Source organism: Pseudomonas putida (genome assembly GCF_028682455.1).
GTDB classification, from domain to species: domain Bacteria; phylum Pseudomonadota; class Gammaproteobacteria; order Pseudomonadales; family Pseudomonadaceae; genus Aquipseudomonas; species Aquipseudomonas putida_AA.
Map to the genome: position 1 here is coordinate 1,238,023 of NZ_JANHLD010000001.1, position 21,018 is coordinate 1,259,040.

Here is a 21,018-nt window from a genome sequence, read left to right on the forward strand (position 1 = left end):
TGATGCACATAGTCCTGCGCGCCCTTGCAGGCTTGGCGATCGGCTTTGTGGTACTGCTGCTGACTGTGTGGGGTGCGCTGGCTCTGTGGCATCAGATGCCGGGACCTTCGGTGGTGCGATGGTTCGTCATTGCCATGTGGTCTACGTTGGGTGTGACCGTTGTCTTGTCGCGGGCGGGCTTGCTTGGGCGGCGCAATCGCAACATCGCCGGATTCGCATTTGTGATCGCAGCCGCCTCCCTGCTCATGTGGTGGGGGACGCTGCAGCCGTCACACCAGCGTGTATGGGCTGACGATGTCGCCCAGTTGCTGGAGGCCAGGATCGACGGCAACCATGTTCACCTGAATAATGTGCGCAACTTCCAGTGGCGCAGCGAAACCGACTACACCCCGCAGTGGGAGAGCCGCACATACGACCTGGATCGTCTGCGCAGCGCCGACTTGGTGCTTTCCTACTGGATGGGGCCGCACATCGCCCACACCCTGGTGTCGTTCGGCTTCGATGGCGGTGAACGCGTGGTGTTCTCGCTGGAAATTCGCAAGGAACGCCATGAGTCCTTCTCGGCGGTAGGAGGATTCTTCCGTCAGTTCGAGCAGATCCTGGTAGCCGCCGATGAGCGAGACATTGTGCGTACGCGCAGCAACGCGCGAGGCGAAGATGTTTATCTCTATCGCTTGCAGATGAATCAGGCGAGTGCCCGCGCGTTGTTTCTGGAGTTTCTGAACGCGGCCAATGAACTGCGGCAGAAACCGCGCTTTTACAACACGTTAACCAGTAACTGCACGACCATCGTATTCGAGCTGGCCCGGGTCATTGCGCCCGCATTGCCAATGGACTATCGCCTGCTGCTGTCTGGATATTTTGCGCGGTACGTCTACGACATGCATGGATTGACGCCTGGCTATCGTTACGATGAATTGCAGGCACTGGGGCATATCAACGAACGTGCCCTTGCTTCCGATGTGTCAGAGGATGACTTCTCGATGTCGATTCGACAAGGCGTGCCAGGCATCCCTGCCAACGAGGTGAATCCATGAGGTTCCCGCAGGCCTGCCTTCTCATTGCATGCGCCGCTCTTGCTCCGCTGCTGCTGGGGGGCTGCTCGATCCTGCGCGAGTTCGGCCCAGTGGTTGAAGTTCATACGCTACCTGCCAGGGAGGCCATCGAACTCAAGCGCGGCGACATCCTGACACGTGGCAAGCTCAGCGATGCGACTGTCCAGACCATCAGGGTGGCGGCATTGGATGAGCAGGCATGCGCAAAGCCGATCTCCTCGGAGTGCGCGGAGGCCTTGGCTACCGTGACGGGGGTTGCCACGGATAGACGCCTGGCTGCACTGTCCGAACTATGGCTGGCGCAGGCTCAGGCCATGAAGCCCGGTTCAGCGCAGCAAGCCGCCTGGCTTGAGACGATTCGCTATGCCTATGCTTATCTGTTCCTTGGTGACCATACTCCGGGAGAGCGGGCCTTCGAGGATCGCCAGACCCAAGTGCGGGATTGGTATAACTATGCCGTCGAGCATGCGGCCACCGGCATGTTCGAAGTTCGGCAACAAATGCCGACGCAGTTGCCCGACCAGACCAGTTGGAACATTGCAGGCTGGGAACTGAAGCTGGATATGCGCGGCGCGCGCTTACCGGGCAGTACGGCGGTGCCAGCCGAACTCCTGCCAGCCTCGTCCCTGTCTTTCCGTGGATTGCGTAGCCTCTACCGGCGCGACGGCTTTGGCGCCGAGCTTGTGGCGGTCATTCCGGACGAGTCCCTGAGCGCCGCCCCAACTCGGGGTGGTCGCCCAGCGGCAAAACATGATCAGCAACCGCTGCCCTGGAGCGAGATGCCCGCGCCGTCCATGACGGTTCTGCTGCATCCCGACGGAGACAACTTGGACAGCGTGCTGCATGCTCGTACAGCCCGTCTGACGGTGCATGACCCCTATGTGGAATCGGCCATTATGCTGCGCGGCCAACGTGTGCCGCTGGCGGCCAATTTCACGGCCGGCTATGGCGTATGGCTGGCCCGTGCCAATTTCAACCGCCAGTCGCTGCGCAGCCTGCTCGGGCGCGAGGGTGGCATCGACCGCCCGCACGTCTACTTGATGCAGCCCTACGATCCGAACAGGCGGATCATCGTCATGCTGCACGGACTGGCCAGCAGCCCTGAAGCCTGGGTGGAACTCGCCAACGAAATCCTGGGCGATGAGGCCCTGCGCCAGCATTACCAGATCTGGCAGGTCTACTACCCGACCAACATGCCAGTCGCGTTGAACCACGCCATGATTCGCAGGGCGCTCGGGGATACGCTGACGCATTTCGACCCATCCGGCCAAGCGCCGGCGTCGTCCGACCTCGTGCTGGTGGGGCATAGCATGGGCGGGGTCATCGCGCGGTTGATGGTGTCGTCAACCGATCAATCGCTGGTGCAATTGGCTGCGGATCACAGTCGGTTGACGCCGCAGCAGATCAGGCGCATTGATCCCATGTTGCGCTTCGAGCCCTTCCCGAATGTCAGCAGTGCCATCTTCATCGCGGCGCCTCATCGGGGCACATCGGTCGCGGGTGGACGCCTGGGGCGCTGGATGGCGGGATTTATCCGCTTTCCCATTACGGTGCTCGAAGAACTCGCCCATACACTGGCACCCAATGCGGCCGCCAGCAGCCGTGAAAGCCTGGCAACCATTCCCAATAGCGTGAACAATCTCGACGAAAACGATCCGTTCGTGCGTACGGCGGCGGGCTTTCCCATCTCATCCCAGGTGCGCTATCACTCGATCGTGGCCCAAGCCAATTCCGAAGTGGCCCTCGATGATTCCGATGACGGTCTTGTGCCTTATCGCAGCGCACATCTTCCCGGCGCACAGTCCGAGAAAGTCATTATTTCGGGGCACAGCGTGCAACAGAGCGCGGCCGCGATACTGGAGATCCAGCGTATTCTGAGAGAGGACATGGCTCTGCGGGAAGCGCATTTACAGCCATAGACAACTGCCATCTGCTGTGCGCGGCCGAGCTGATTTCGGATTTCGTATGGGCGTAATGCATTCATCTGAATGCGCAAAGAGCATCAGACTTACTGTTGCCCGCTCGACGCTGGCACAGTGGGTCGGTGCGTGCGGCGCGCAACTGCAGCCGATGGTAAAGGCGCTGGATGACGAACTGCGTCGCCACGTGGTGCTGCACGCCCACGAGACGCCGATGCTCAAGCCCAAGCATCTTGGCGACGGCAAGGCGTACCCAACGTGATCCGCCGTCTGGCGGCGACCCAGCCCATGCTCGACAAAATCGTCGGCCACCAACGCCACATCGCTCAGGCCTACGGCATATCGATGGAGCATGCGCGCTGGCTGTTGACCACCGTGGCGTTCCACTGCCTTGCCGTGGCCGACACGGTGTACTCGGTCGCCGAACGGGAACCCGTCGTGGATGCAGACCGTGCGACGGAGGAAGCCGAGATGGAGGCCGAACTCAACAGGGCATGCACGCACTCATTGTTGGCATGCTGGCCTTGATGGATGCTGATGGCCTTTCAGGAGATAGTTGATCGTCGTTCTCGTTTGTGGGGGTTGAATGGAAATCCAGGGATGCCGTAATTGAGGAGCCTGGACGGCGTATCGTTCAGGAACAAACACGCACGGGCGGCCAGGCCCTGCCGTGGCTCGACATGACGGCCTTCCTGCGCGGGGCCATCGACCTTGCGCTAGACAACCATGCCAATGCGCCACGCAGCAATACGCAATGGGTGTTCTTCGACCGTGGCCTGATCGACGCGGCGGCAGCACCCCAGGCACTGGACGGCACTACTATTCTGGACACGATTGCCCAGTCGCATCGCTACCACTCGCGCATCTTTCTGGCCCCGCCGTGGCCTGAAATCTATGTGCAGGACGAAGAACGCCGTCACAGCATGGATGAAGCGCGGGCTGAATTCGAGCGGCTTCAGCGCACCTATCCAGCGCTGGGCTATGCGGTATCGCGGTTGCCCAAGATCAGAGTGGCGCAACGCGCTGACTTTGTGCTGGACACCTTGGCTAGCCGCTAACCTACCAAGGCGAACTCTACCGTATCTCACCGCCACGTAGGACTCCATGCTCAAATCTCTTGCGTAACTCTGAGATAAGGATTGTTGGGTGGTACTGCATCGAACAACCAATTCGCATCGATCAGCAAATACCCATGCAGCTTCCGGGACTTGCGCGGCCCGGTGACTTCACAGATCCAGATGTTCAAGCCGCTGTCGTGCTTTCGATGCAACCCCAGTTTCTCAAAGCGCTTCTGCACCCACTGCCAATCCGGCATCTTGTCCTGCCGTGCCAGCGTGCCGACATGAGGGTGCTCCTGGACGTAGCGCTGGAACACACCTGGGCTGACCAAGTAGGCCGTGTCATTCACGGAATGCACGAGCGCTTTTGCGTCGTTGATGATGAGCCGGCGCGAAGCAATTCCCTGTTTCAGCCACATCATGAAATGTTCGCCTGACGGGGGCGCTGCTGTTAGGGGTGGTTTAGCAGTAGATGGTGGTGGCGAAGGAAGCACTGCGGCAGTCGCTGGCATAGGAGTGCTGGGGTCTGCGGGGTAGCTTCTCTGTGCGACCGGCTCCACATCCTGCTCGGCACCAGGCGAGCCGCTCGTGCTCACCATTGCCAGCATGTCCTCCATGACATCGGACACGGGCTGGGCCTTAGGCGGTGAGGCGGTGACGGTACTACTGCCTTCCCAAGATGGAAGTTTCTGACCGTTCGGGGCTGCCTTCGCCATGGCCGCAGGCGGCATTTTCGGCGCCTCGGCGTCGTTTTCGGCGACTGCCGCGTCGATCGCTACCGTGCCTGCAAAAGGCGTCGGTCGCTCGCCAGATTCCCAGATCAGCGCAGGAGCGAGGCGCAACAGGGTGAACGAGTGGGACCAGCCGGTGGAACTGGTTATGGTCGCGCGCCAAATAGCCTTGCCGTCGGGCGCCGGCTGCAACATGCCGTGATCCTGGAGGACGTTGAACACCGCGGTGTTGTTCGCAGGGATGCCATCGACGCCTTGGGACAGCAGGTGCGCACGCAGTTTGTCCGAGACCGTTTTGCTCACCAGCCACAGGGCATCGTCGGTGAGCCAGCCATCGGAGGCTTCCGGCTGGTTCAGTTTCAACTGTTCCTTGAGCAGGTAGCGCAACCCGTCGAGCAGCTTGCGCTGCAGCGCGTGCTTGGGCGCAGCCATGGCGCGGGCCGGATCGCCGCCCAGCTCCTGGGCCACCGAGGCCCGGTCTGCCTGCACGACAAGTTCGCCCAGTACGCCGGCGTGCTCGTACTGCCCGGCCAGGACGTAGAGCAGTGGTGCCCACAGGGACGGATAGCCGCTGAGCCAGTCCAGGGCCTCACGGTCGAGCAGTTGGTGGTAGAGCAAACCTGTCGCGGCGCTGTGCAGGCGGTACTCGCGATCGTCGCGGTAGCGGAATCGGTATGGCTGGCGCAGCGGGCCGTGCCAAGGGTGCCAGATGCTGCCGTCGGCCAGCTCGACGTGCAGATCGACGGCGATCTTGCCGATGTCGTGCAGCAGCGCGGCGTAGGCGACGGCGGCGGTCCAGGCTTCGGACTGTGCCGCTTGGTCTTCGGGGCTGGCGCCGATGGGCAGCAGATGGGACTGCCGCAGTTTCAGACTGTAGGCGACGATTTCGAGGCCGTGGTCGAGCATGCCGCCCAGATAGGCATGGTGATGCGCCTCGGAGGCCGGGAAGGCCTGGACCAGCTCGGCGTAGCGTTCCAGGGGCGCTCGGTACAGCGTGGCGAATTGCCTGCGCGACAGCGAGGTGCGCTGCCAAATGTGCTCCAGCAGCTTCTGCCGGCGCGGGGTGGCCAGCAGCGATGCGGCCGACTCGGGCCGCATCAACCCTTTCGGGAGGACGGTGGCGGGTGCTGGCGGTGGCGCGCCGGCGACCGGGGGCCGTTTTCGCTGGAACAGGGAGAGCATGCGGGTGTCCTGTGGCGGGCCGACCGGGAGGCCTTTTTGCCTTTTCGAGGTAGGGCCTTTCCCCTTGCACCCCATTCCCTTGCCGTTTCGGCCCTTTGGCCTTTAACCGTTTCGGTATAGCGGGGCCTGGGTTGCGGTTCCAGCGTCAATGTGGAACCCGCACGAATGGATTGCGCGGCGACCAGCCGCTGGCCTCGGCCTATGCTGCGGAGACGCTGTTTTCGCCAGGTAGGTTGCTCTCTAGGCGTCAAAGTTGACAAATGCGACAAAGGCGACTAGAGTAAGTCCTGTCTCAAACCTACCTGGGAGATGACCATGCCCACCGCCATTGAATTCATTGCCGACCGTCTGCCGCGTGTCACCGTGGAGGATGTGCGCCGCTTCGCGGATACCGTCGAAATCCGGGATGCGCCGGCTTTCGCGGCCGAGTTGCAGGCGTTCATTCACGAGCGCGTGGAGGCGGTAAAGCTGCCAGCCAACCTCGAAGGTGAAACGGTGGAGCACGCCTTGAAGCGTAAGACGGCTGCGCTGCGCGCTGAGACGCGCTGGGCGCCGACTGAAACCGACGTCCAGCGAGGCCGCGCCGTGCTGCTGGAAACCTTCAACCAGCCGCACAACCTGCCGCCCGCGGAGTACGCCAAGCTGGCGGACAAGTCGCGCCAGCAGATCTACAAGGACATCCTCGCCCGTCGGCTGCTGGCGCTGAACGTGGGGCCGCGAGGCCAGAAACTGCCCGACTGGCAGCTCGACCCGGTGAAGCAGCAGTTGACCCAAACCGTGCTTCAGGAGGTCGAGGGCATCGACCCTTGGACGATCTACCGCGCACTGTCCGAACCGCTCGAAGGTTTGGGCGGCCGCTCGCCAGTGGATGCGGTGACGCATGGCACGATCGACGACGTGGCCGAGGCCGTGTTCAACGTGCTGGGCGTTCAGGTGCATTGAAGCGAGATCGCCATGAGCCACGAGCTGCCTTCGTTCCTGATCGATGCCGGTGAGCTGCTCCAGCATGTGAGCCGCGTCGTCTATCGGGGCAGCCCGCTGTACTATGGCCGCAGCAGCACCAATCGCTACGATGACCCGGCCCAGGCCTACGGGGTGCTCTACCTGGGGCGCGACCTGCCCACGGCGCTGATGGAGTCGGTGTTTCATAAGCACCAGTGGCTTGCGGACACGAAGCGCTCGATCGCGCTGAAAGAAGTCCAGAGCCGGATGGTGCGCGCAGTGGGCGTGATGGACGACGTGCTTCTGGCCGACCTCACGGCGCCGGGCGTCATGGCGGGCTACTTCGGCCTGAACCTGGAGCAGTTGGCCAGCCGCGACTACACGCACACGCAGCAGGTGTCGGCCCAGGTGCATGCGATGCTTGGAGATGACGGCCAGGTGCTGTTCGACGGGGTGCTCTATCCGTCGCGCAACAACTATCCCGCCAAGAGCATCGCGCTGTTCGAGCGTGCCAGCGCGAAGGTCAGTGTCATCGAGGACATCGATCTCGTTGACCATGTGGACTGGCCGCGTTTCGTTGCTACATACCGCATCGGCGTGGAGCCCGACCCTGGCCCGTTGGAACCGGATGACGAAGCGTCCTGAAGCAGCAAGAGAACACATTGAAGCCCTAAACAGAATGAAATGGACCAAACTGAAATAGGCATCCCTCAGCAGTAGGAGACGACCATGAACACCACGACTCGCACCAGCACCGCAGAACGCCTCGGCCGCGCCTTTGGCCGCGGATGGCGTGCCTACGCGCGCTGTGAACGGCGGGCGTCGAACTGGTTGGTTTCCAAGGGCATGCCGACGGCTGGAGCCACCGCGCTCGTGTGGATGGTTAAGCTGGCTGCGCTCGGGGTGCTGCTGTACACCACCTTCTGGCTGGCCCTGGTGATGGTGTGCGTCATGGTGGTTGCCTGGATGGCCCGCAACACCGACTTGGGCGAGGAGTTGCCCGAGCCAGAGTGGCGAAACGGACCAGCAGGATTCGGCCTATACACCTACGACGGTTTCCGCATTGATCCTCATGTCGAGGACGACTAGCAGCGATCACTTCTTCGACACTGCATTGATCGCAATGCTTCCTCCCCTTCCGCCAGCAGCCTTGGCATCTCCGGTGGCTCCTGCGAGGCCTTGCAACACGTTGCCGGCACGAACGCCCGCCCAAGCCAAGGCCATGATCCAGAACGTAGGCAGTACGATGAACATCGTGCCCGTGACAAACATCAGGAGCATGTCTCCGAAGGCGTTGTTCAGCCCCACCAGCGGGTCGAAGTTGGTGTGCGGCCGATTCCAGCCGAACCCCCAGCCATAGAGCGCATCCAGGATCGTCGAATCGATCCAGCGCGCAAGCTGAAACCAGAAGTCCGTGAAGAAGAGCGCGAACTGCACGACGCTGACGGTAACGACCGTCTTCAGATCGTAGGTGCCTACGACCAGCACAAGCGGGATGCAGATGACCAGCGCCATCTTGAGCAAGGCGAGGACCATGGGCAGAGACTGTCTCACGACGTCCATGGCGGGAAACGCGGCAATCGCGCCGACGGCCATCCCAACGTCTCCCGTGGCCCGCGTCACGATGTTCGGCAAGGTCTTGTCGATCTGGCCGCCATAGTCCGTATAGACGCTACCCTGGTTCAATTTCTGTTGCCGCGGTGACGCGATGGCGCGGATCACCGAGTCGTCCACCTCGGCCCTGCTCAGGAACCCGGCCCAGCCTGCCAGGCGATTCAACAGGTTCGGGTCCACCTGTCCCAGCAGGCGTGCCCGCAGGCCATTTCCGCCATCGGCCCACCACTGCCTGCAGGTCGGGTAGCCGCCACCGCTGCCCACCTGTGCAAGCCCCGCATCGCGGGTGCTGTCGTAGGGCCAGTCGTCGCGCGGCGTGCTTGAGCGGTAGGTGTCGTAGTAGCCGCCCGTGCCCGTGAAAAACCTCGACCCTATCCAGGTCACGTCGTGCATCTGCTGCTCATCAAGCTGAGGGCGCTGCATGAACAATTTGGCCCGCGCAGGCCCATAGCAATCCCGCGAGAAATCCGCTACTTCCTGAGCCAGTACCGGGTCGTCAATGCGGGTCGCGTCGATCTCCATGCGCATCTGCCGCAGGTCCGTGCCGCATGGGATCGCCGCCACCGAGGCGCTCGTGACGGCGCGCGAGAGCGCGTGCATGAAAGCCCACCAGACCGGCACCTTCGCCGACTGGTTGTTGATGGTGCTGAAGGACTGCGACCAGCCGGTATCCGTGGGCTGCGGCACGCTGACCTGGCACTGGGCCGAGCGCGAGCTGTCGTACTGGATGGTGTTGAGGTCCACGTCGATGAACGGGATGCCAGCGAACATCACCACCACGATGGCGACGAAGACCCGGTTCTCGATGCGCGCAGCCGAGAGCACGCCCTTGTTGCCTTCGTCGGCACCTTCCGCACGGGCCTTCAACCACTCCTGCACGATGATGGCGACGAACGGCAGCGCGAATACTCCGCTCGACACCAGCACCGCCCAGATGCCGTTGTTGACGATCCAGGACACCAGCGTCAGGTAGTACTCCAGGTAGTCGGTCGTAAAAAGCGTCATGGCGCGGCTCCCTCTTCAGCTCTGCATCAGCAGGCTGGCTTCCAGCGCCACGATGGCGACGACGCCGGCGATCTCGCTGCGCACCAGGCGTCGCCGCGCTTGCGCGTCTTCCTCGCGGGCCAGCAGCCGGCGGCGCATCCAGACCCAGCCATAGACCGTCGCGCCGTACAGGCACAGCCGCCACACCAGGAAGTAGCCCGCGCTGGCAGCCAGCCACCGCTCCCAGCCGGCAACGCTGCCGACGAGGTAGATGCCGACGAGATTGGCGCCCACGGCCGCGGCGATGATGACCACCGCCAGGAGCAGCGCCTTTGCCGCGCGCCGGCTGAAAAGCCAGCGCGGGCGCAGCCAGGCCGCGTTCATGGCGTGCCTCCCGGGTTGCCCCGCTGCAACCGATCGAGGCGGTCGGGCACCGGGTCGCCTTCGTAGATGCCGCGCGAGCCGGCCGCGCGCGTCCCGTGGCGCTGGATGATGGCCATGGGCGAGTTGTTCGCCAGTTCGCGCCGCAGTTCAAGTTCGGTCTTGAGGTTGCGGATCTCCTGATCGAGCGTGTCGCTCTCGTGGTTCACGGCCTCGACCGCCAACTGGTTGGCCGCCACGTTGGGTTCCTTCTTGCCGGTCAGCAGGGTCCGCTGGAGCAGCAATGCCTTCTCCAGCACGGACGACAACGCGACCTCGGACGCGAGACGTCGCGCCAGCAGGTCTTGGTCTGGCTCGTCGCGCAGCGCCTCGATGACGCCGCGTGTAATGGGCAGCGAGGTGCTGCCGGCTGCATGCAGGTTCTCGAACGTCGTGTTGCGCGTCCCAGAGACCAGTTCCTGCAAGGCCTCCAGCTTGGTCTCGTACTCCTCCTGGATCAGCGGCGTCAGCCCGACGCCAGGCACGGTCTCGGTCTTGGTGCAGGAATCACACGTGCGCTGTACCTGTTCCCCGAGAACCCGCGTCGCCCATTCGGTCGCCTGCTGCGGCGACGTCCAGGTCTGGCAGGACAGGCTCGCGCAACTGGCGGGCGCGATGGAGGACGTGTCAGTCACGCTGCGCCCGTTGACCAGGTTGTAGCCCGCCCGCGTCACGTCACCGACCACCCGGATGGCCGACTGGCCCGCGCCGCCGGCATTGCTGCCGCCCACCCAGGGCACGCCGTCGTTGCCGCGGCGCGTCTCGGCCTGCTCGATCGCCGATACGGCATCCGTGCTCGACACCGCATCGCGCAGCGCCATGCCTTCCGCCATCTGGCTCCATCCGAGCTGGCCGCCCGCCGTCTCGGCCATCTTCTCGGCCATCGCGCGACACGTCAGCTTGGAGCGGTCGAAATCCAGCCTCGCCTGCAGCACACCATTGGTCAGCAGGTTGTACAGCCCCGGATCGGCACGCTGGATGATCAGCGCCGGCAGCGATGCCACGGCACTGGTCGCGCTCTGGATCACGTTGCTCATGATCTGCTGGAACCCATTCGTGATCCCATTGAGCTGATTGCGCAGCGTGGTCTGGATGCTCATGTCGCCGCAGATGAGGTTGCTGTTCCAACCCAGGCCGACCCCGATCGAACGCATGCCAGCGGCGCGGCCCATGGACACCGCACTGCCACCGCCGATCGAGTACATGACCTCATCGCCGATGACGGGGCCGCTGGTCTGGAAGCCGGCCTGCGCCCACGCGAGGCCACAGACCAGGGCGAGCGCGCCGGCTAGCGCCGTGGGGCGCAGCGGGCGGCGAACCTTGGCGGATGGGTTCATCAGTTCAGGACGCTTCATCGCCGTACCCTCAATAGAAATCGACGCTGCCGAGGAACACCTGGCCCCGGCGTTCGCAGCACGCATAGGGCCGCCACAACGCCCAGGCGTAGTCGCCTTGTTGGGCCTGTGTCAGGAAGCCGTTGCGCGGGAAGACCGTGCAGGACGAGGACAGGACGGGCGTGAGTTCCTGCCACTTGCCGGTCGAGGCATCGCCCTCCATCAGCGCGCCGGCCGGCCAGTAGCCATCGCGGGAGTTGGCGAGCAGCGGCTGATAGACGTGGATCTGCCCGCGGCGCGTGACCACATCGCCGGCCCGTTGGGCCACCACGGCACCGGCCTTGTGGTCGTCCGTCTGGTGCAGGAAGCCGCCGCGCGGATAGACGTTGCCCCAGAGGTTCAGGGTCGAGCGCGCGCCGACCTCGCGCATGCCCGGGATCAATGCCTCCGGGTACACCATCTCCGGTACGTTGTAGCGCCAGGCCGGCGTGTCCAGCGTACTGAGCAGGTACGGCATGAAGGCCGTGCCTGCGCCCTCGCAGAAATAGCCCGAGGACGAGACGAACTGGTTGAACACCTCGACGCCGGGGTGGCCGATGACGTCCGCGTTCTTGAACTTCGCGAGATTGTTTTCGTGATCTTCATTGGTGGTGCCGTCCCCGCCGGCCTGGGCCGAAGGGTTGGGCGTGCTCATGGCGCGCACTTCGACCCAGGGGTTCTCGCCGGTGTTCGAGTAGGACGAAACCACCGCATCGGGGATGTAGTGCCTGACCTTGACGGACGTGCGCACCGTGCAGCCGGTCCAGGTGCAGTAGAGCCAGTAGCAGATACCCACCACCCGGTACTCCAGGCAATCGGGCGAAGCCACTGAACCCACGATGGTCGCCGTGTTCAGGGCGTAGCTGCCCGTGGCGCTGAGCAGCAGCACGGAGGTGACGGCAGCCCGCATGCGGCGCAGAAGGTCGAATGAGCGGATCACGGTTCGGCCCTCCGGTGCTGTTCGATGCGCGCGATGGCGCGGGCCACGTCAGGCTCGCCATAGACCACGTAGCGCTGATCCACCACGACAGCCGGAATGGTGGTGATGCCCAGGCTCCATGCGTCGGCAACGCCCTGGTATGCGGTGGCGATGCGACGCTGGAGGTCAGCGCCCCCCTGGCTCAGCCGGCGCTTCACGATGGCTGTTGCCTGTCCGGGATCGGCGGGCAGCGCCGCAGAAAGCTCCGCTTCGATCCGGGGCGCTTCATCCAGCTCGATCAGCTGCTCGCCACCCATGGTCCTGACCGGGTGACGGCTGTCGGTGATGACCACCACATCGGCGGCGAAGCTGGCCGGGCTGAACACGGCCAGGGAAGCCGGCAGCGCAACGGCCAGGCCAAGGGTTCGCCAGCCCGATGCGAACCTGGATGAAGATGCTGGCATGTCGAGCGCCCCCAAGAGTTGTCAAGGGCCATAGTCAAACGCCGAACGCCATGCGGCCCCAACAAACAATGCGCATCGCGGACTGCCCGCATACCTGCTTGTCTTGCGCCAATGAAAAGCGGAGGCCGAAGCCTCCGCGTGGATCAAGGAGCCGGTGCCATTGCTACAGCAGGCCGGATTCCGCAAAGGAGAACGGGGCACCCTGGCCGACGATGATGTGGTCCAGTACCCGCACATCGATGAGCGCCAGCGCGGCTTGCAGTTGCTGGGTCAGCATGCGATCCGCGCTGGACGGCTCGGAGACGCCCGAAGGATGCTGGTGGGCGAAGACCACCGCGGCGGCATTCAACTCCAGCACACGCTGCACGACGACACGCGGATAGACCGAAGTCGCGTTGATCGTGCCCCTGAACAGCGGCTCGTAGGCCAGCACCTGGTGCAGGCTGTCCAGGAACACAGCGGCGAATATCTCATTGGGCTCAGCGACCAGTTTCAGACGCAGGTAGTCCCGTACAGCGGCCGGTTGGCTGAGGCACGGTCCAGCTTTGAAGACCCGTCTCTCCAGCAGCACGATGGCTTGCTGGATGATCCAGTCCTCGTGTTGGGCAGCGATGGCGGAAAGCGACTCCAGGCAGGAGTCATTGACGGCGAAAGACATGGCGAACCTCCAGACGGTGAGATCGGAGGGCACTCGCCCTGGGAGGGCAAGCCCTCCTGGGGAACGAACAAGGTGCATCCATCACCGCGGCAGCGGTGATCGTTCGCGGCCAGGATGCGAGGCGAACGGGGTTGTGGTCAGCGCAGCGGACTGCGCCGTAGCCTTGAAGACCGGGGCTACCTGGGCATGTCGCCGACGACGTCGGCAGGCATTTCCGATGTGGGTGTGGCGGCGGGATCGCCGGCCGCGAGCATGTCCATGGCCGACAGCAAGGCATCGCCCTCGATCGGGCCCTGCAGCAGGATCGCCTTGCCGGTTTCGCGATCGTGCAGCCGCAGCGACGGCGTGGCGGTCACGCCGCTGTTCGTGGCTTCCGCAGTTTGGGTACGAATCGCCGCGTCGGGCCGCTCGCTCGCAATGCACTGTTCGATGGCTGGCGTCAGGGCGGGGTGGCGCAGGTCTTCGGGCAAGCCCTGGCCGTCGCTGTGTGTGTGGACATAGACCCACTCGACAGCCTGCCAGAAGGCGGGATGGCCGCCGGCTTCGCCCGCGCATTCCACCAAGCGCGCTTCGGCGGACGCGGCCGGCTCATGCGCGGCCAACGGCAGGTGGTGCCATTGCAAGGCCACGTCCGCATTGCCGGCTACCCAACGCTTGAGGACAGGGAAATAGGACCGGCAGAACGGGCATTCGAGGTCCGCGTAGAGCGTCAGCGTGAAACGACCTGCCGGGTTGCCCATCTGCCAAGGAGGCCCGGCCACCTGCGTCTCGCTGACAGGCGCCGAGGTTTGGGGCGTGGACTCGCCTGGCGAACGGGACACGAGCCAGATCAGCAGCAGCGCAACCAGCACTGCGCCTAACGCCCATGGCCAGCGGGCCCGCCAGCGCCGACGGCGGAACGCCTGGACCTGCATCGGAATGGATGAGCGTTTCTGTTCCATGGCGTTCTCCGGTGCACGGCAGATTCAGGGCAGGGCCAGGGCCGGCGACTCGATGCCGCGTGCCCGGTCGATCTTCTCGGCCACCTTGAAGGCGGCATCCAACTCGCTGACGCCGTGCTGCTGCATGAGCTGGTAGCGCTCGGCCTTCTCTTCGGGTTCGGTCTGCGCGAGCGCGAGATACAGGCTCGGCGGCACGGCGCGGAAGAGCACCTCCATGCTCTTGGAGAGGATGACGCCCTCGGTGAACTTGCCCGCTTCCTTGCGTGCCGAAAGCATCAGCGCCTTCTGCGCCGGCGAGAGTTCGCGGAATCGTGCGATCTTCTCCACCTCGTCCGGCGGCATCGACAGGCAGATCCACCACTCGATCATGTTGAGCATGGGCTCTGCGGCGCGCGGCAGATCGTCGATGTTTTGCGTCGCCAGCCAGAACCAGGCGCCCAACTTGCGCCACATTTTTGTAATTTTCACGACATACGGCGCGAGCAGCGGGTTCTTCGTGATGATGTGGCCTTCGTCGGTCACGTTGATGATCGGGCGGCCGAGATACTGGTCACGCTCCGCGATGTTGTTCACCGTGCTGATGAGGCTGATGTACGCGATCGAGAGCTGCGCGTTGTAGCCCTCACGGGCATAGGTCGCGAGATCCACCAGCGTGATGTCGGCCTCGGGCCACGGCGTGCCGTCGCGGTCGAACATCTCGCCGTCCGTGCCTTGGCAGAACATGTCCATCGCGTCCGCCATCTCCAGCAGCCGCACGCGCCGCATCTCGGGCAACGTCGGGTCCTGGCCGCGGGTGCGCAGCGCATTGCGCACGTCGCGCGTGAGCACCGTGCGCTTCTCGGCCACGCAGTGCTCGGCGGCGTCGAGGATGCACTGGCGGATCAGCGAGCGGTCGGCGCGCGTCATCCTGGCTTCCTCCTTGTCCTCGCCGCCAGTGATCATCAGCCGCGCCGTGATCTCCAGTTCGCCCAGCACGTCGCGCTGTTCGTCCGCCTCCATGGCTGAGGCATCGGGTGGCAGGTCTTCGTCCAGCGCATCGGCATCGAGCGTTTGCACATCGCTGGGCGTTTCGATCAGCCGGCGCGCGTCGGCGAACGGCGCTAGGCTGATGCCCGATCCGGGGGCCAGCTTGACCCGATTCACGGTCAGGCCCAGGCGCCTGGCGAAGTCGCTGAACAAGCCGAAGCTATTGCCGGCTTCCACGATGAAGAGGCGCGGCCGATAAATGGCCGTGACCTGGTTCAGCAGATTGTTGAGCGTGGCCGATTTGCCGGAACCCGTCGGGCCGAACAGGAACAGGTGGGCGTTCATCTGCCGGTCCAGGCGATTGAGCGGATCGAAGGTGATCGGCCCGCCGCCGCGGTTGAACATCGTGATGCCTGGATGCCCCGTACCCTGGGCACGGCCCCACACCGGCGACAGGTTTGCCGCGTGCTGGGCGAACATCAGTTGCGTGTACCACCGGCGCCGATCCTTGCCGGGGTTGTAGCAGCACGGCAGCCAGCGCAGGTAGCTGTTGAGCGGCGCCACCTCATCATCCTCTCGCACCGGCTGCAAACCAGCGTTGAGCATCACGTTCGCCAGGTCCAGGCCGCGCCGATCCAGTTCCGCCTCGTCGCGCCCGCGCAGGTAGAACGCCAGCGTGCCCCGGTAGAGCTTGTGCGCGCTGCCGATCAGCGAGCGGGCTTCATGCACGTCCTTGAGCGTCTGCTCCGACGCCAGCGTCTCGCCCACGGCCTTCTTCGCCAGGTGGTTCAGATCCGATTCCAGGACATCCTGGGGCGTGGCAACCATCGTGAGACAAAGCAAGGTGTCTTCCGGCATCTGGTCGAACAGCGTGTTGATCGCATCGCCCTTGCGGGTCTCGCCGGTTAGATGTCCCGTGCCGGGCGGCATGCGCAGCCGGTCGGTGATCAGCACACGGTGCGGCATGCCGTCGAAGTGCCAGGTGCCGTGCTCCGCGTCCGAACGTGGCTGGCTGAAGAAAAGCCGCTGGCTGAAATCCCGTCCGCTCGCCAGCTCGATCTCACCGTCTTCTGTCTCGTCGGGGTAGCGTGCCAGCGCATAGAAGCGTTCGCGATCCTCGACCCCAGGGCCGAGCAGCGTGGGACGCGGGTTAAACCACCGCAGTAGCCAGTCATGGACGTCGGCCGCGACCATGCGCCGGGCCTGGATGCCGGCGTTCGCCAGCCCGCCACACAGGCGATCACAGACGATGTTCAGCATCTGCTCGGGCGTCTGGCCGCGGCGGCTCGCCTGCCCGGTGGCCCGGCGATAGACGACCATGCGCACGCGCCGCGTCTGGCCGCGCCAACGCAGCCGCGTGACCACCGTGTCCTCGAACAGCCCGCCCGGCTTCGCTACCGCGCGCAGGTGGTGTCCGAAGAAGCGAAGGTAGAACTCGGTGAAAGCCGTATTGCGGGCGCGCGGCTGCACGTAGTCGCGCAGGGTCTGCATGTACTGGTCGAAGCTGGGTTCGTCCTGGGCGTAGAGCTGGAGTACCCAGGGGTTCTCGTCCAGTTCATCGAACGAGTCCTGGAGCGCGTTCTCCAAGGCGTCGCGGGCATGCGCGAGCCAGCCGGGTTCCCGGCCCTCGGTGCCCAGCGGCACCAGCTCGTAGAATGCCGCGACCGATTGCCCGTCTTCCAGCAGCATGGACTTCGAATCGGGCAGGAACTCCACCCAGGGCAGGAATTCCGCGAACGACGGCGCGACGTCGTACAGCGCCTGCTCGTCGGCCACGGTCGCCGGCCTGCGGCCATGGACCGCCGTGCCGGGTTCTGGGATGCCGGCCTGGCGCAAGGCCTCGACGTGGCGTTGCCAGCCCTCCGGCCGCTCGTCATCGCCTGCGCCGGATGCGGCCAGCTTCGGCGCGGCCGACTTGTGCCAGGGGAGTTTCCAGCGCATCAGTAGTCCTCCACGCGCTCGCCCGGCATGGCGTACTGCACGCGCTGGTACAAGGGAAAAACCGTCGTATAGCCCGGCACGGGCACCGGGTCCGTGCCTGCCAGGTGCGGGTACACGTACATCACCAGGTCGGGATTCGGCAGGCGCTGGAACTGGCGATAGACCTCGTTGCGCGCTGTGCGCGTGTAGCGCATCTGCTCGGCGGGCGCGGCCTGTACATCCATCTCGGTCAGCGGCCGGCGCAGGCTCTGGCGCGCGTCGAGCAATTGCCTGCGTGCCACCTGGCCGGCGCCACCGCCGCCGTCACCGGCGTTCTGCTGCCAGATGTCCATCATCGTGCTGTCGCCGTGGGGCAGCAGCTTTTCCTTGCTGGTGGCGCAGCCGCCGAGCACCGCGACGGCAAGGGCCAGCGCCAGGCCCTTATTCAAGTTCGAGAGCATGGCTTTCTCCTGCACGGTGATCGACCTTGCGACCTTCGGGATCGAAATCGATGGCGAGCGGCTTTTCGAGGTGGACGGCGACCTTTGCGCCGGGTTGGACATAGACGGCGGCGAAGGCCTGGCCGTACAACTTGTTCACCCAATCGGCCATGTCCCGAACGCCGCCGGCCAGGATGCGGCCCACGGCTTCGTTGCCCGAGATGCCGACGCTTCCGATGGAGCCATCGGCGCCCACGTAGGACATCTGACCGCTGTCGCTGTCGATGAGCGAGGCGACGCCGGCACCCGCCGCGGTGATCAGCGCCTGTGAGCCGAGGTACTGATGGGCGTTGCTGCGCCGCTCTCCGCTGACGCAAGGAATGCCATACGGGTCGCTGATCCAGCCCAGGCCCCCACTTTGAGAGTTCTGCTGCTGGTTGTTCTGCTGGTTGCCGTCGCGGTCTTCGGGAATCGTCCGAATGGTCCCGTCATGGAACACAAAGGTGATGCTGCGCACCTGGCCGCGCACGCAAGAGAGCGTCCAGTCGCCCGAGGCCGTGCCGGAAAACACGGCGCCCGCCACGTCGGGAATGTCGATACCGTTTGCCGTGAGATTGTCGGGACCGACCAGGACTTTGAACGGATACGGATCGTTGACCGTACCGTCGATCGGCACGCGGCCGATCAGCGCCGTCATTGCCACCGATCCCATCAGCGTCGAGTTGGTCGGCACCGTATAGACCGGCTTGGCGCTCTTGACGCCTGCGGCGCGGGCGCCCGCGTTCGCCACGGTTTGTGCCGTGGTTTCCAGCGTGCTCTGCGCGGGGCCGAAGCTCGTCGGAAAGCTCATGCCGCCACCCGTGCCGCGACTGCCGTTACGCCCATCAGCGGGCTTCGCGTCGTCCGGCTCGACCCAGCGCACGCCGCCTTCCATGCCTGCCTCGTCGCCGTTACGCAGCCCCAGGCCCACGGGTAGATCGGCGTGGCCGCCGCCGCGCCCGCCGATGCCTTCCAGGCGCCGCTGCAGGTCGGCGAGCAGTCCCTCGGTCTGCTGGCGTTCGCTGGCTGCCTGCTGCTGGTCGCGGCGCAGGTTGGAGCGCTCGGTCTCCAGCGCCGAATTGATGCGCTGGTCGATCGAGTTCTCGCGTTGGCGCAGGCGCTGGTTCTCTTCGCGCTGGGACTTGTTGTCGGACAGCGCCGTCTGCAGTTCGGTGCGCAACTGCTTCACTTGCGCCACGAGCGTCGCCACGGTATCGCGGGGGGTATCGCCCTCGATGCCCAGCGCCTTCATCTCCTCCGGCGTGAGCTTGGCGCCGGCATCCGCAGCGGGCGGCGCCGACGAGCCTCCACCCGAAAACAGCCGGATGGCGACGAACAGCACCAGCAGGGCCACGGGGATCATTAACCACTTCAGGAGTCCGTTACTGCGCATGGCGGGCCTCCTTGTCGTCGGTGGCCTCGGCTTCGGGCTGCGGCAGATGCACGGCTGGGTCGAAGCGGTTGATCGCCGGCAGCAGCGATTGCGCGAGGCCGTGCCCCCGCGTCACCAAGTACAGGACGGTCGTGTCCTCTGGCGTCCCGCGCGGGCCGAGTGCTTCGTGCTGGAAGGTGGCGGTGAGGAAATCGCCCTGCAACACGCGCGGGTCGAGGGTGATCCAGCCGCCGCTGCTATTGGTGAGGCGCACGGCTGTGACCCACTGGTCTTCCAGACGCCACGAGGCGAGCGCAACTGCGCGCACCGGCAGCGTCGGCGCCAGCGTGCCGAGGTCGAGATCGCGGCGCAGGTTCACCCGCATGACGCCCGGCAGCGGCTCCACGGTGCGCAGCGGTGCGTAGAGGTTCTGCGCGGCGAAGCGCGTCAGCACGACCGGAACCGGGGTTTCACGCCGCGCTGCCCGCGCGCCTGCCTGGTCCTGGGCGCGCGCCGGGGCGTCGTCTGCTCCGTCGGCTTGATCGCCATAGCGCGTCGGGGCGCTGTCGCCCTCGACGATGCGCACCGGCTCCAACTCGGCTTCGCCGACCTTGGCCGGCTCGGCCGCGATATCGAGCAGAATCAGCGCGCCCGTGTCGGCATCCTGCAATTGCAGCCGTGTGGGCTCGATCGGCTCGCTCGCGCGCAGGTACACCGCGCCGCCCGCACTCTGCACCCGCAAGCGCTCGCCGACGCCCGCGGGCACGCCCACGCGGACGTTCCGGTTGATAAACACGACGCGCTCCTGCCCGACACGCAGGGGCACGGCCAGGGGCATGCGTTCCCAGCGAAGGATCTCCACGGCCTGGGCAAAAGGAGCCGAGGCGACGGCCAGCAGCCCCAGCAGTGCGAGTACAAGGTGTTTCATGGGGTTTCTCCTTGAGGCGCTTGCGGAGACAGGCCGCCAGGTGCCGGGCGCGACGGCTCCGGTGTGCTGATGCGCTGGGGCGCACCCTCGTAGCAGTCGAGCGCCAGGCCAAACGGATTGCGAGCGGGATCGATGTCCACTCGCGTGACTTTCACGGGGTAGCGCACCAAAGCCCGCTTGACTTGTTCCGCCCCGTAGTACTCGTCTGCGGTGATGTCCAGCGTCACCACCCAGTCGCGGTCGGACACCACGCGCACGCGCGCCGTGGGGTCGTCACCGTAGCCGCGACCGGGGATTTCGTAGATGCCGCGCACGCGCTGACGCAGCTCGCCCGTGGAGCGGCGATAGTCGTAGTCCGCCCGCAGGAAGGCCTGGCAGGATGGGGTGAGGTACGGCGAGAGCGTGTGGAGATTACGCGCATAGTCCTCTTCGCCATTCGTTGGCCAGCGGTTGAGGGTCTGAAACACGTAGAACGTGAACGCATAGACCGATTCGGGCGGCACTTCCCACCACTTGCGGGTACTGCCGGAGCGCAGATCAGGCGGGACGTGGATGGTCAGGTCGCGCGGAGCGCTCCACCAGCCGCCGCCCATGACCAGGGCGACGATGACCAGCGCGCCAGCACCCAGGCGAAGCGTCTTGATGTGCGCCTGCAGATGGGTGATCTCGTTCTTGAAGCGGCTCATCGTGCCCCCCTTGCAGCAGACCTTCGGGTGGTCCAGAAGCCGGAGCGTGAGATCAGCACATGGCCGCCCACCCAGCCCGCCACCAGCGGATAGCGCGTGGCGATGCGCCACTGGAGTTGCCGATACAGCCAGGTGTCGGGACGCCCACGCTTGAGGCGACGCAGGATGCCGCCCCCGATGAACACGCCGAAGGCCACGCCCAGCACGACGAACGTGGGCGCGAGCGCGATCGTGCGGAACACCCAAGACAGCGGCGCACCGACCAGCAGGCCGGCGGCGCCGGACAGGCCGCAGCAGATCCACAGCTCGTCGGCGGTGAGGCCGCGCACGACAACGGGATGGCGGTTGAGCCGGTGCGGAAGGAACGTGACCGTCCCGTCAGCACGGACGTGCTGCTGCTCGGACAT

At 65.0% G+C, this 21,018-nt stretch carries 22 protein-coding genes; 8 read left to right on the forward strand and 14 right to left on the reverse strand.

Annotated elements, in window-relative coordinates; all coding sequences use genetic code 11:
- Positions 1-2: 2 nt before the first annotated feature.
- The 5 genes from NPS58_RS06000 to NPS58_RS06020 are packed head-to-tail and all read left to right on the forward strand — an operon-like array spanning position 3 to position 4,032.
- Positions 3-1,037 (forward strand): DUF4105 domain-containing protein, encoded by a 1,035-nt coding sequence (locus NPS58_RS06000; RefSeq protein ID WP_068679670.1) that lies wholly within the window; start codon positions 3-5, stop codon positions 1,035-1,037.
- Positions 1,034-2,974, forward strand: a complete 1,941-nt coding sequence (locus tag NPS58_RS06005) for an esterase/lipase family protein (protein ID WP_018715741.1) — start codon at positions 1,034-1,036, stop codon at positions 2,972-2,974. Before NPS58_RS06000 ends, NPS58_RS06005 begins: the two co-directional genes overlap by 4 nt.
- Positions 2,975-3,029: 55 nt before the next feature.
- Positions 3,030-3,236: an IS66 family transposase gene (locus tag NPS58_RS06010; RefSeq protein WP_199917100.1), complete on the forward strand. Its 207-nt coding sequence runs from the start codon at positions 3,030-3,032 to the stop codon at positions 3,234-3,236.
- Positions 3,233-3,502, forward strand: a complete 270-nt coding sequence (locus NPS58_RS06015) for a hypothetical protein (RefSeq protein ID WP_003050070.1) — start codon at positions 3,233-3,235, stop codon at positions 3,500-3,502. Before NPS58_RS06010 ends, NPS58_RS06015 begins: the two co-directional genes overlap by 4 nt.
- A 47-nt stretch (positions 3,503-3,549) precedes the next feature.
- A complete protein-coding gene (locus NPS58_RS06020; protein WP_013520789.1) occupies positions 3,550-4,032 on the forward strand; it encodes an AAA family ATPase in 483 nt (160 codons plus the stop codon).
- Positions 4,033-4,082: 50 nt separating this feature from the next.
- Here the strand turns inward: NPS58_RS06020 and mobH are convergent, their stop codons facing one another.
- Entirely contained in the window at positions 4,083-5,945 is a 1,863-nt protein-coding gene (gene mobH / locus NPS58_RS06025) for a MobH family relaxase (protein WP_003050081.1), read from the reverse strand.
- Between the two features lie 315 nt (positions 5,946-6,260).
- Between mobH and NPS58_RS06030 the strand changes: the two genes are divergently transcribed.
- From NPS58_RS06030 to NPS58_RS06040, 3 genes are all read left to right on the forward strand, one after another.
- Positions 6,261-6,887: a hypothetical protein gene (locus NPS58_RS06030; RefSeq protein ID WP_003050085.1), complete on the forward strand. Its 627-nt coding sequence runs from the start codon at positions 6,261-6,263 to the stop codon at positions 6,885-6,887.
- A gap of 12 nt (positions 6,888-6,899) precedes the next feature.
- The gene (locus NPS58_RS06035) at positions 6,900-7,532 is read left to right on the forward strand and encodes an RES family NAD+ phosphorylase (RefSeq protein ID WP_003050087.1); all 633 of its coding nucleotides are present in this window, start codon (positions 6,900-6,902) and stop codon (positions 7,530-7,532) included.
- A gap of 84 nt (positions 7,533-7,616) precedes the next feature.
- Complete coding sequence (locus NPS58_RS06040) at positions 7,617-7,976, forward strand: DUF3742 family protein (protein WP_003050090.1); 360 nt, start codon at positions 7,617-7,619, stop codon at positions 7,974-7,976.
- Between the two features lie 6 nt (positions 7,977-7,982).
- On the opposite strand, the gene NPS58_RS06045 is transcribed toward NPS58_RS06040, so the two are convergent.
- The 13 genes from NPS58_RS06045 to NPS58_RS06105 form a co-directional block, all read right to left on the reverse strand.
- Positions 7,983-9,506 carry a conjugal transfer protein TraG N-terminal domain-containing protein gene (locus NPS58_RS06045; protein ID WP_087747801.1) on the reverse strand — a complete coding sequence of 508 codons (1,524 nt, stop codon included), beginning with the start codon at positions 9,504-9,506 and terminating at the stop codon, positions 7,983-7,985.
- 15 nt (positions 9,507-9,521) lie between these two features.
- Positions 9,522-9,869 carry a hypothetical protein gene (locus NPS58_RS06050; RefSeq protein ID WP_003050094.1) on the reverse strand — a complete coding sequence of 116 codons (348 nt, stop codon included), beginning with the start codon at positions 9,867-9,869 and terminating at the stop codon, positions 9,522-9,524.
- Positions 9,866-11,260 (reverse strand): integrating conjugative element protein, encoded by a 1,395-nt coding sequence (locus NPS58_RS06055; protein ID WP_003050095.1) that lies wholly within the window; start codon positions 11,258-11,260, stop codon positions 9,866-9,868. The genes NPS58_RS06050 and NPS58_RS06055 overlap by 4 nt, the downstream gene beginning before the upstream one ends.
- 10 nt (positions 11,261-11,270) lie before the next feature.
- Entirely contained in the window at positions 11,271-12,188 is a 918-nt protein-coding gene (locus NPS58_RS06060) for a TIGR03756 family integrating conjugative element protein (protein ID WP_199917180.1), read from the reverse strand.
- Positions 12,189-12,214: 26 nt separating this feature from the next.
- Positions 12,215-12,661, reverse strand: a complete 447-nt coding sequence (locus NPS58_RS06065; RefSeq protein WP_087747799.1) for a TIGR03757 family integrating conjugative element protein — start codon at positions 12,659-12,661, stop codon at positions 12,215-12,217.
- Positions 12,662-12,824: 163 nt separating this feature from the next.
- Positions 12,825-13,319 (reverse strand): JAB domain-containing protein, encoded by a 495-nt coding sequence (locus tag NPS58_RS06070; RefSeq protein WP_003050103.1) that lies wholly within the window; start codon positions 13,317-13,319, stop codon positions 12,825-12,827.
- 176 nt (positions 13,320-13,495) lie between these two features.
- Entirely contained in the window at positions 13,496-14,260 is a 765-nt protein-coding gene (locus tag NPS58_RS06075; protein ID WP_003050104.1) for a DsbA family protein, read from the reverse strand.
- Positions 14,261-14,284: 24 nt separating this feature from the next.
- A complete protein-coding gene (locus NPS58_RS06080; protein ID WP_247735630.1) occupies positions 14,285-17,167 on the reverse strand; it encodes a conjugative transfer ATPase in 2,883 nt (960 codons plus the stop codon).
- Positions 17,167-17,607: a TIGR03751 family conjugal transfer lipoprotein gene (locus tag NPS58_RS06085; RefSeq protein WP_003158644.1), complete on the reverse strand. Its 441-nt coding sequence runs from the start codon at positions 17,605-17,607 to the stop codon at positions 17,167-17,169. Before NPS58_RS06085 ends, NPS58_RS06080 begins: the two co-directional genes overlap by 1 nt.
- Complete coding sequence (locus tag NPS58_RS06090; RefSeq protein WP_274114423.1) at positions 17,588-19,018, reverse strand: TIGR03752 family integrating conjugative element protein; 1,431 nt, start codon at positions 19,016-19,018, stop codon at positions 17,588-17,590. Before NPS58_RS06090 ends, NPS58_RS06085 begins: the two co-directional genes overlap by 20 nt.
- Positions 19,008-19,925, reverse strand: coding sequence for a TIGR03749 family integrating conjugative element protein (locus NPS58_RS06095; protein ID WP_247735632.1), 918 nt, complete (start codon positions 19,923-19,925; stop codon positions 19,008-19,010). The genes NPS58_RS06090 and NPS58_RS06095 overlap by 11 nt, the downstream gene beginning before the upstream one ends.
- Positions 19,922-20,611, reverse strand: a complete 690-nt coding sequence (locus tag NPS58_RS06100) for a PFL_4703 family integrating conjugative element protein (RefSeq protein WP_009876605.1) — start codon at positions 20,609-20,611, stop codon at positions 19,922-19,924. Before NPS58_RS06100 ends, NPS58_RS06095 begins: the two co-directional genes overlap by 4 nt.
- A complete protein-coding gene (locus tag NPS58_RS06105) occupies positions 20,608-21,018 on the reverse strand; it encodes a TIGR03750 family conjugal transfer protein (protein WP_003158639.1) in 411 nt (136 codons plus the stop codon). The genes NPS58_RS06100 and NPS58_RS06105 overlap by 4 nt, the downstream gene beginning before the upstream one ends.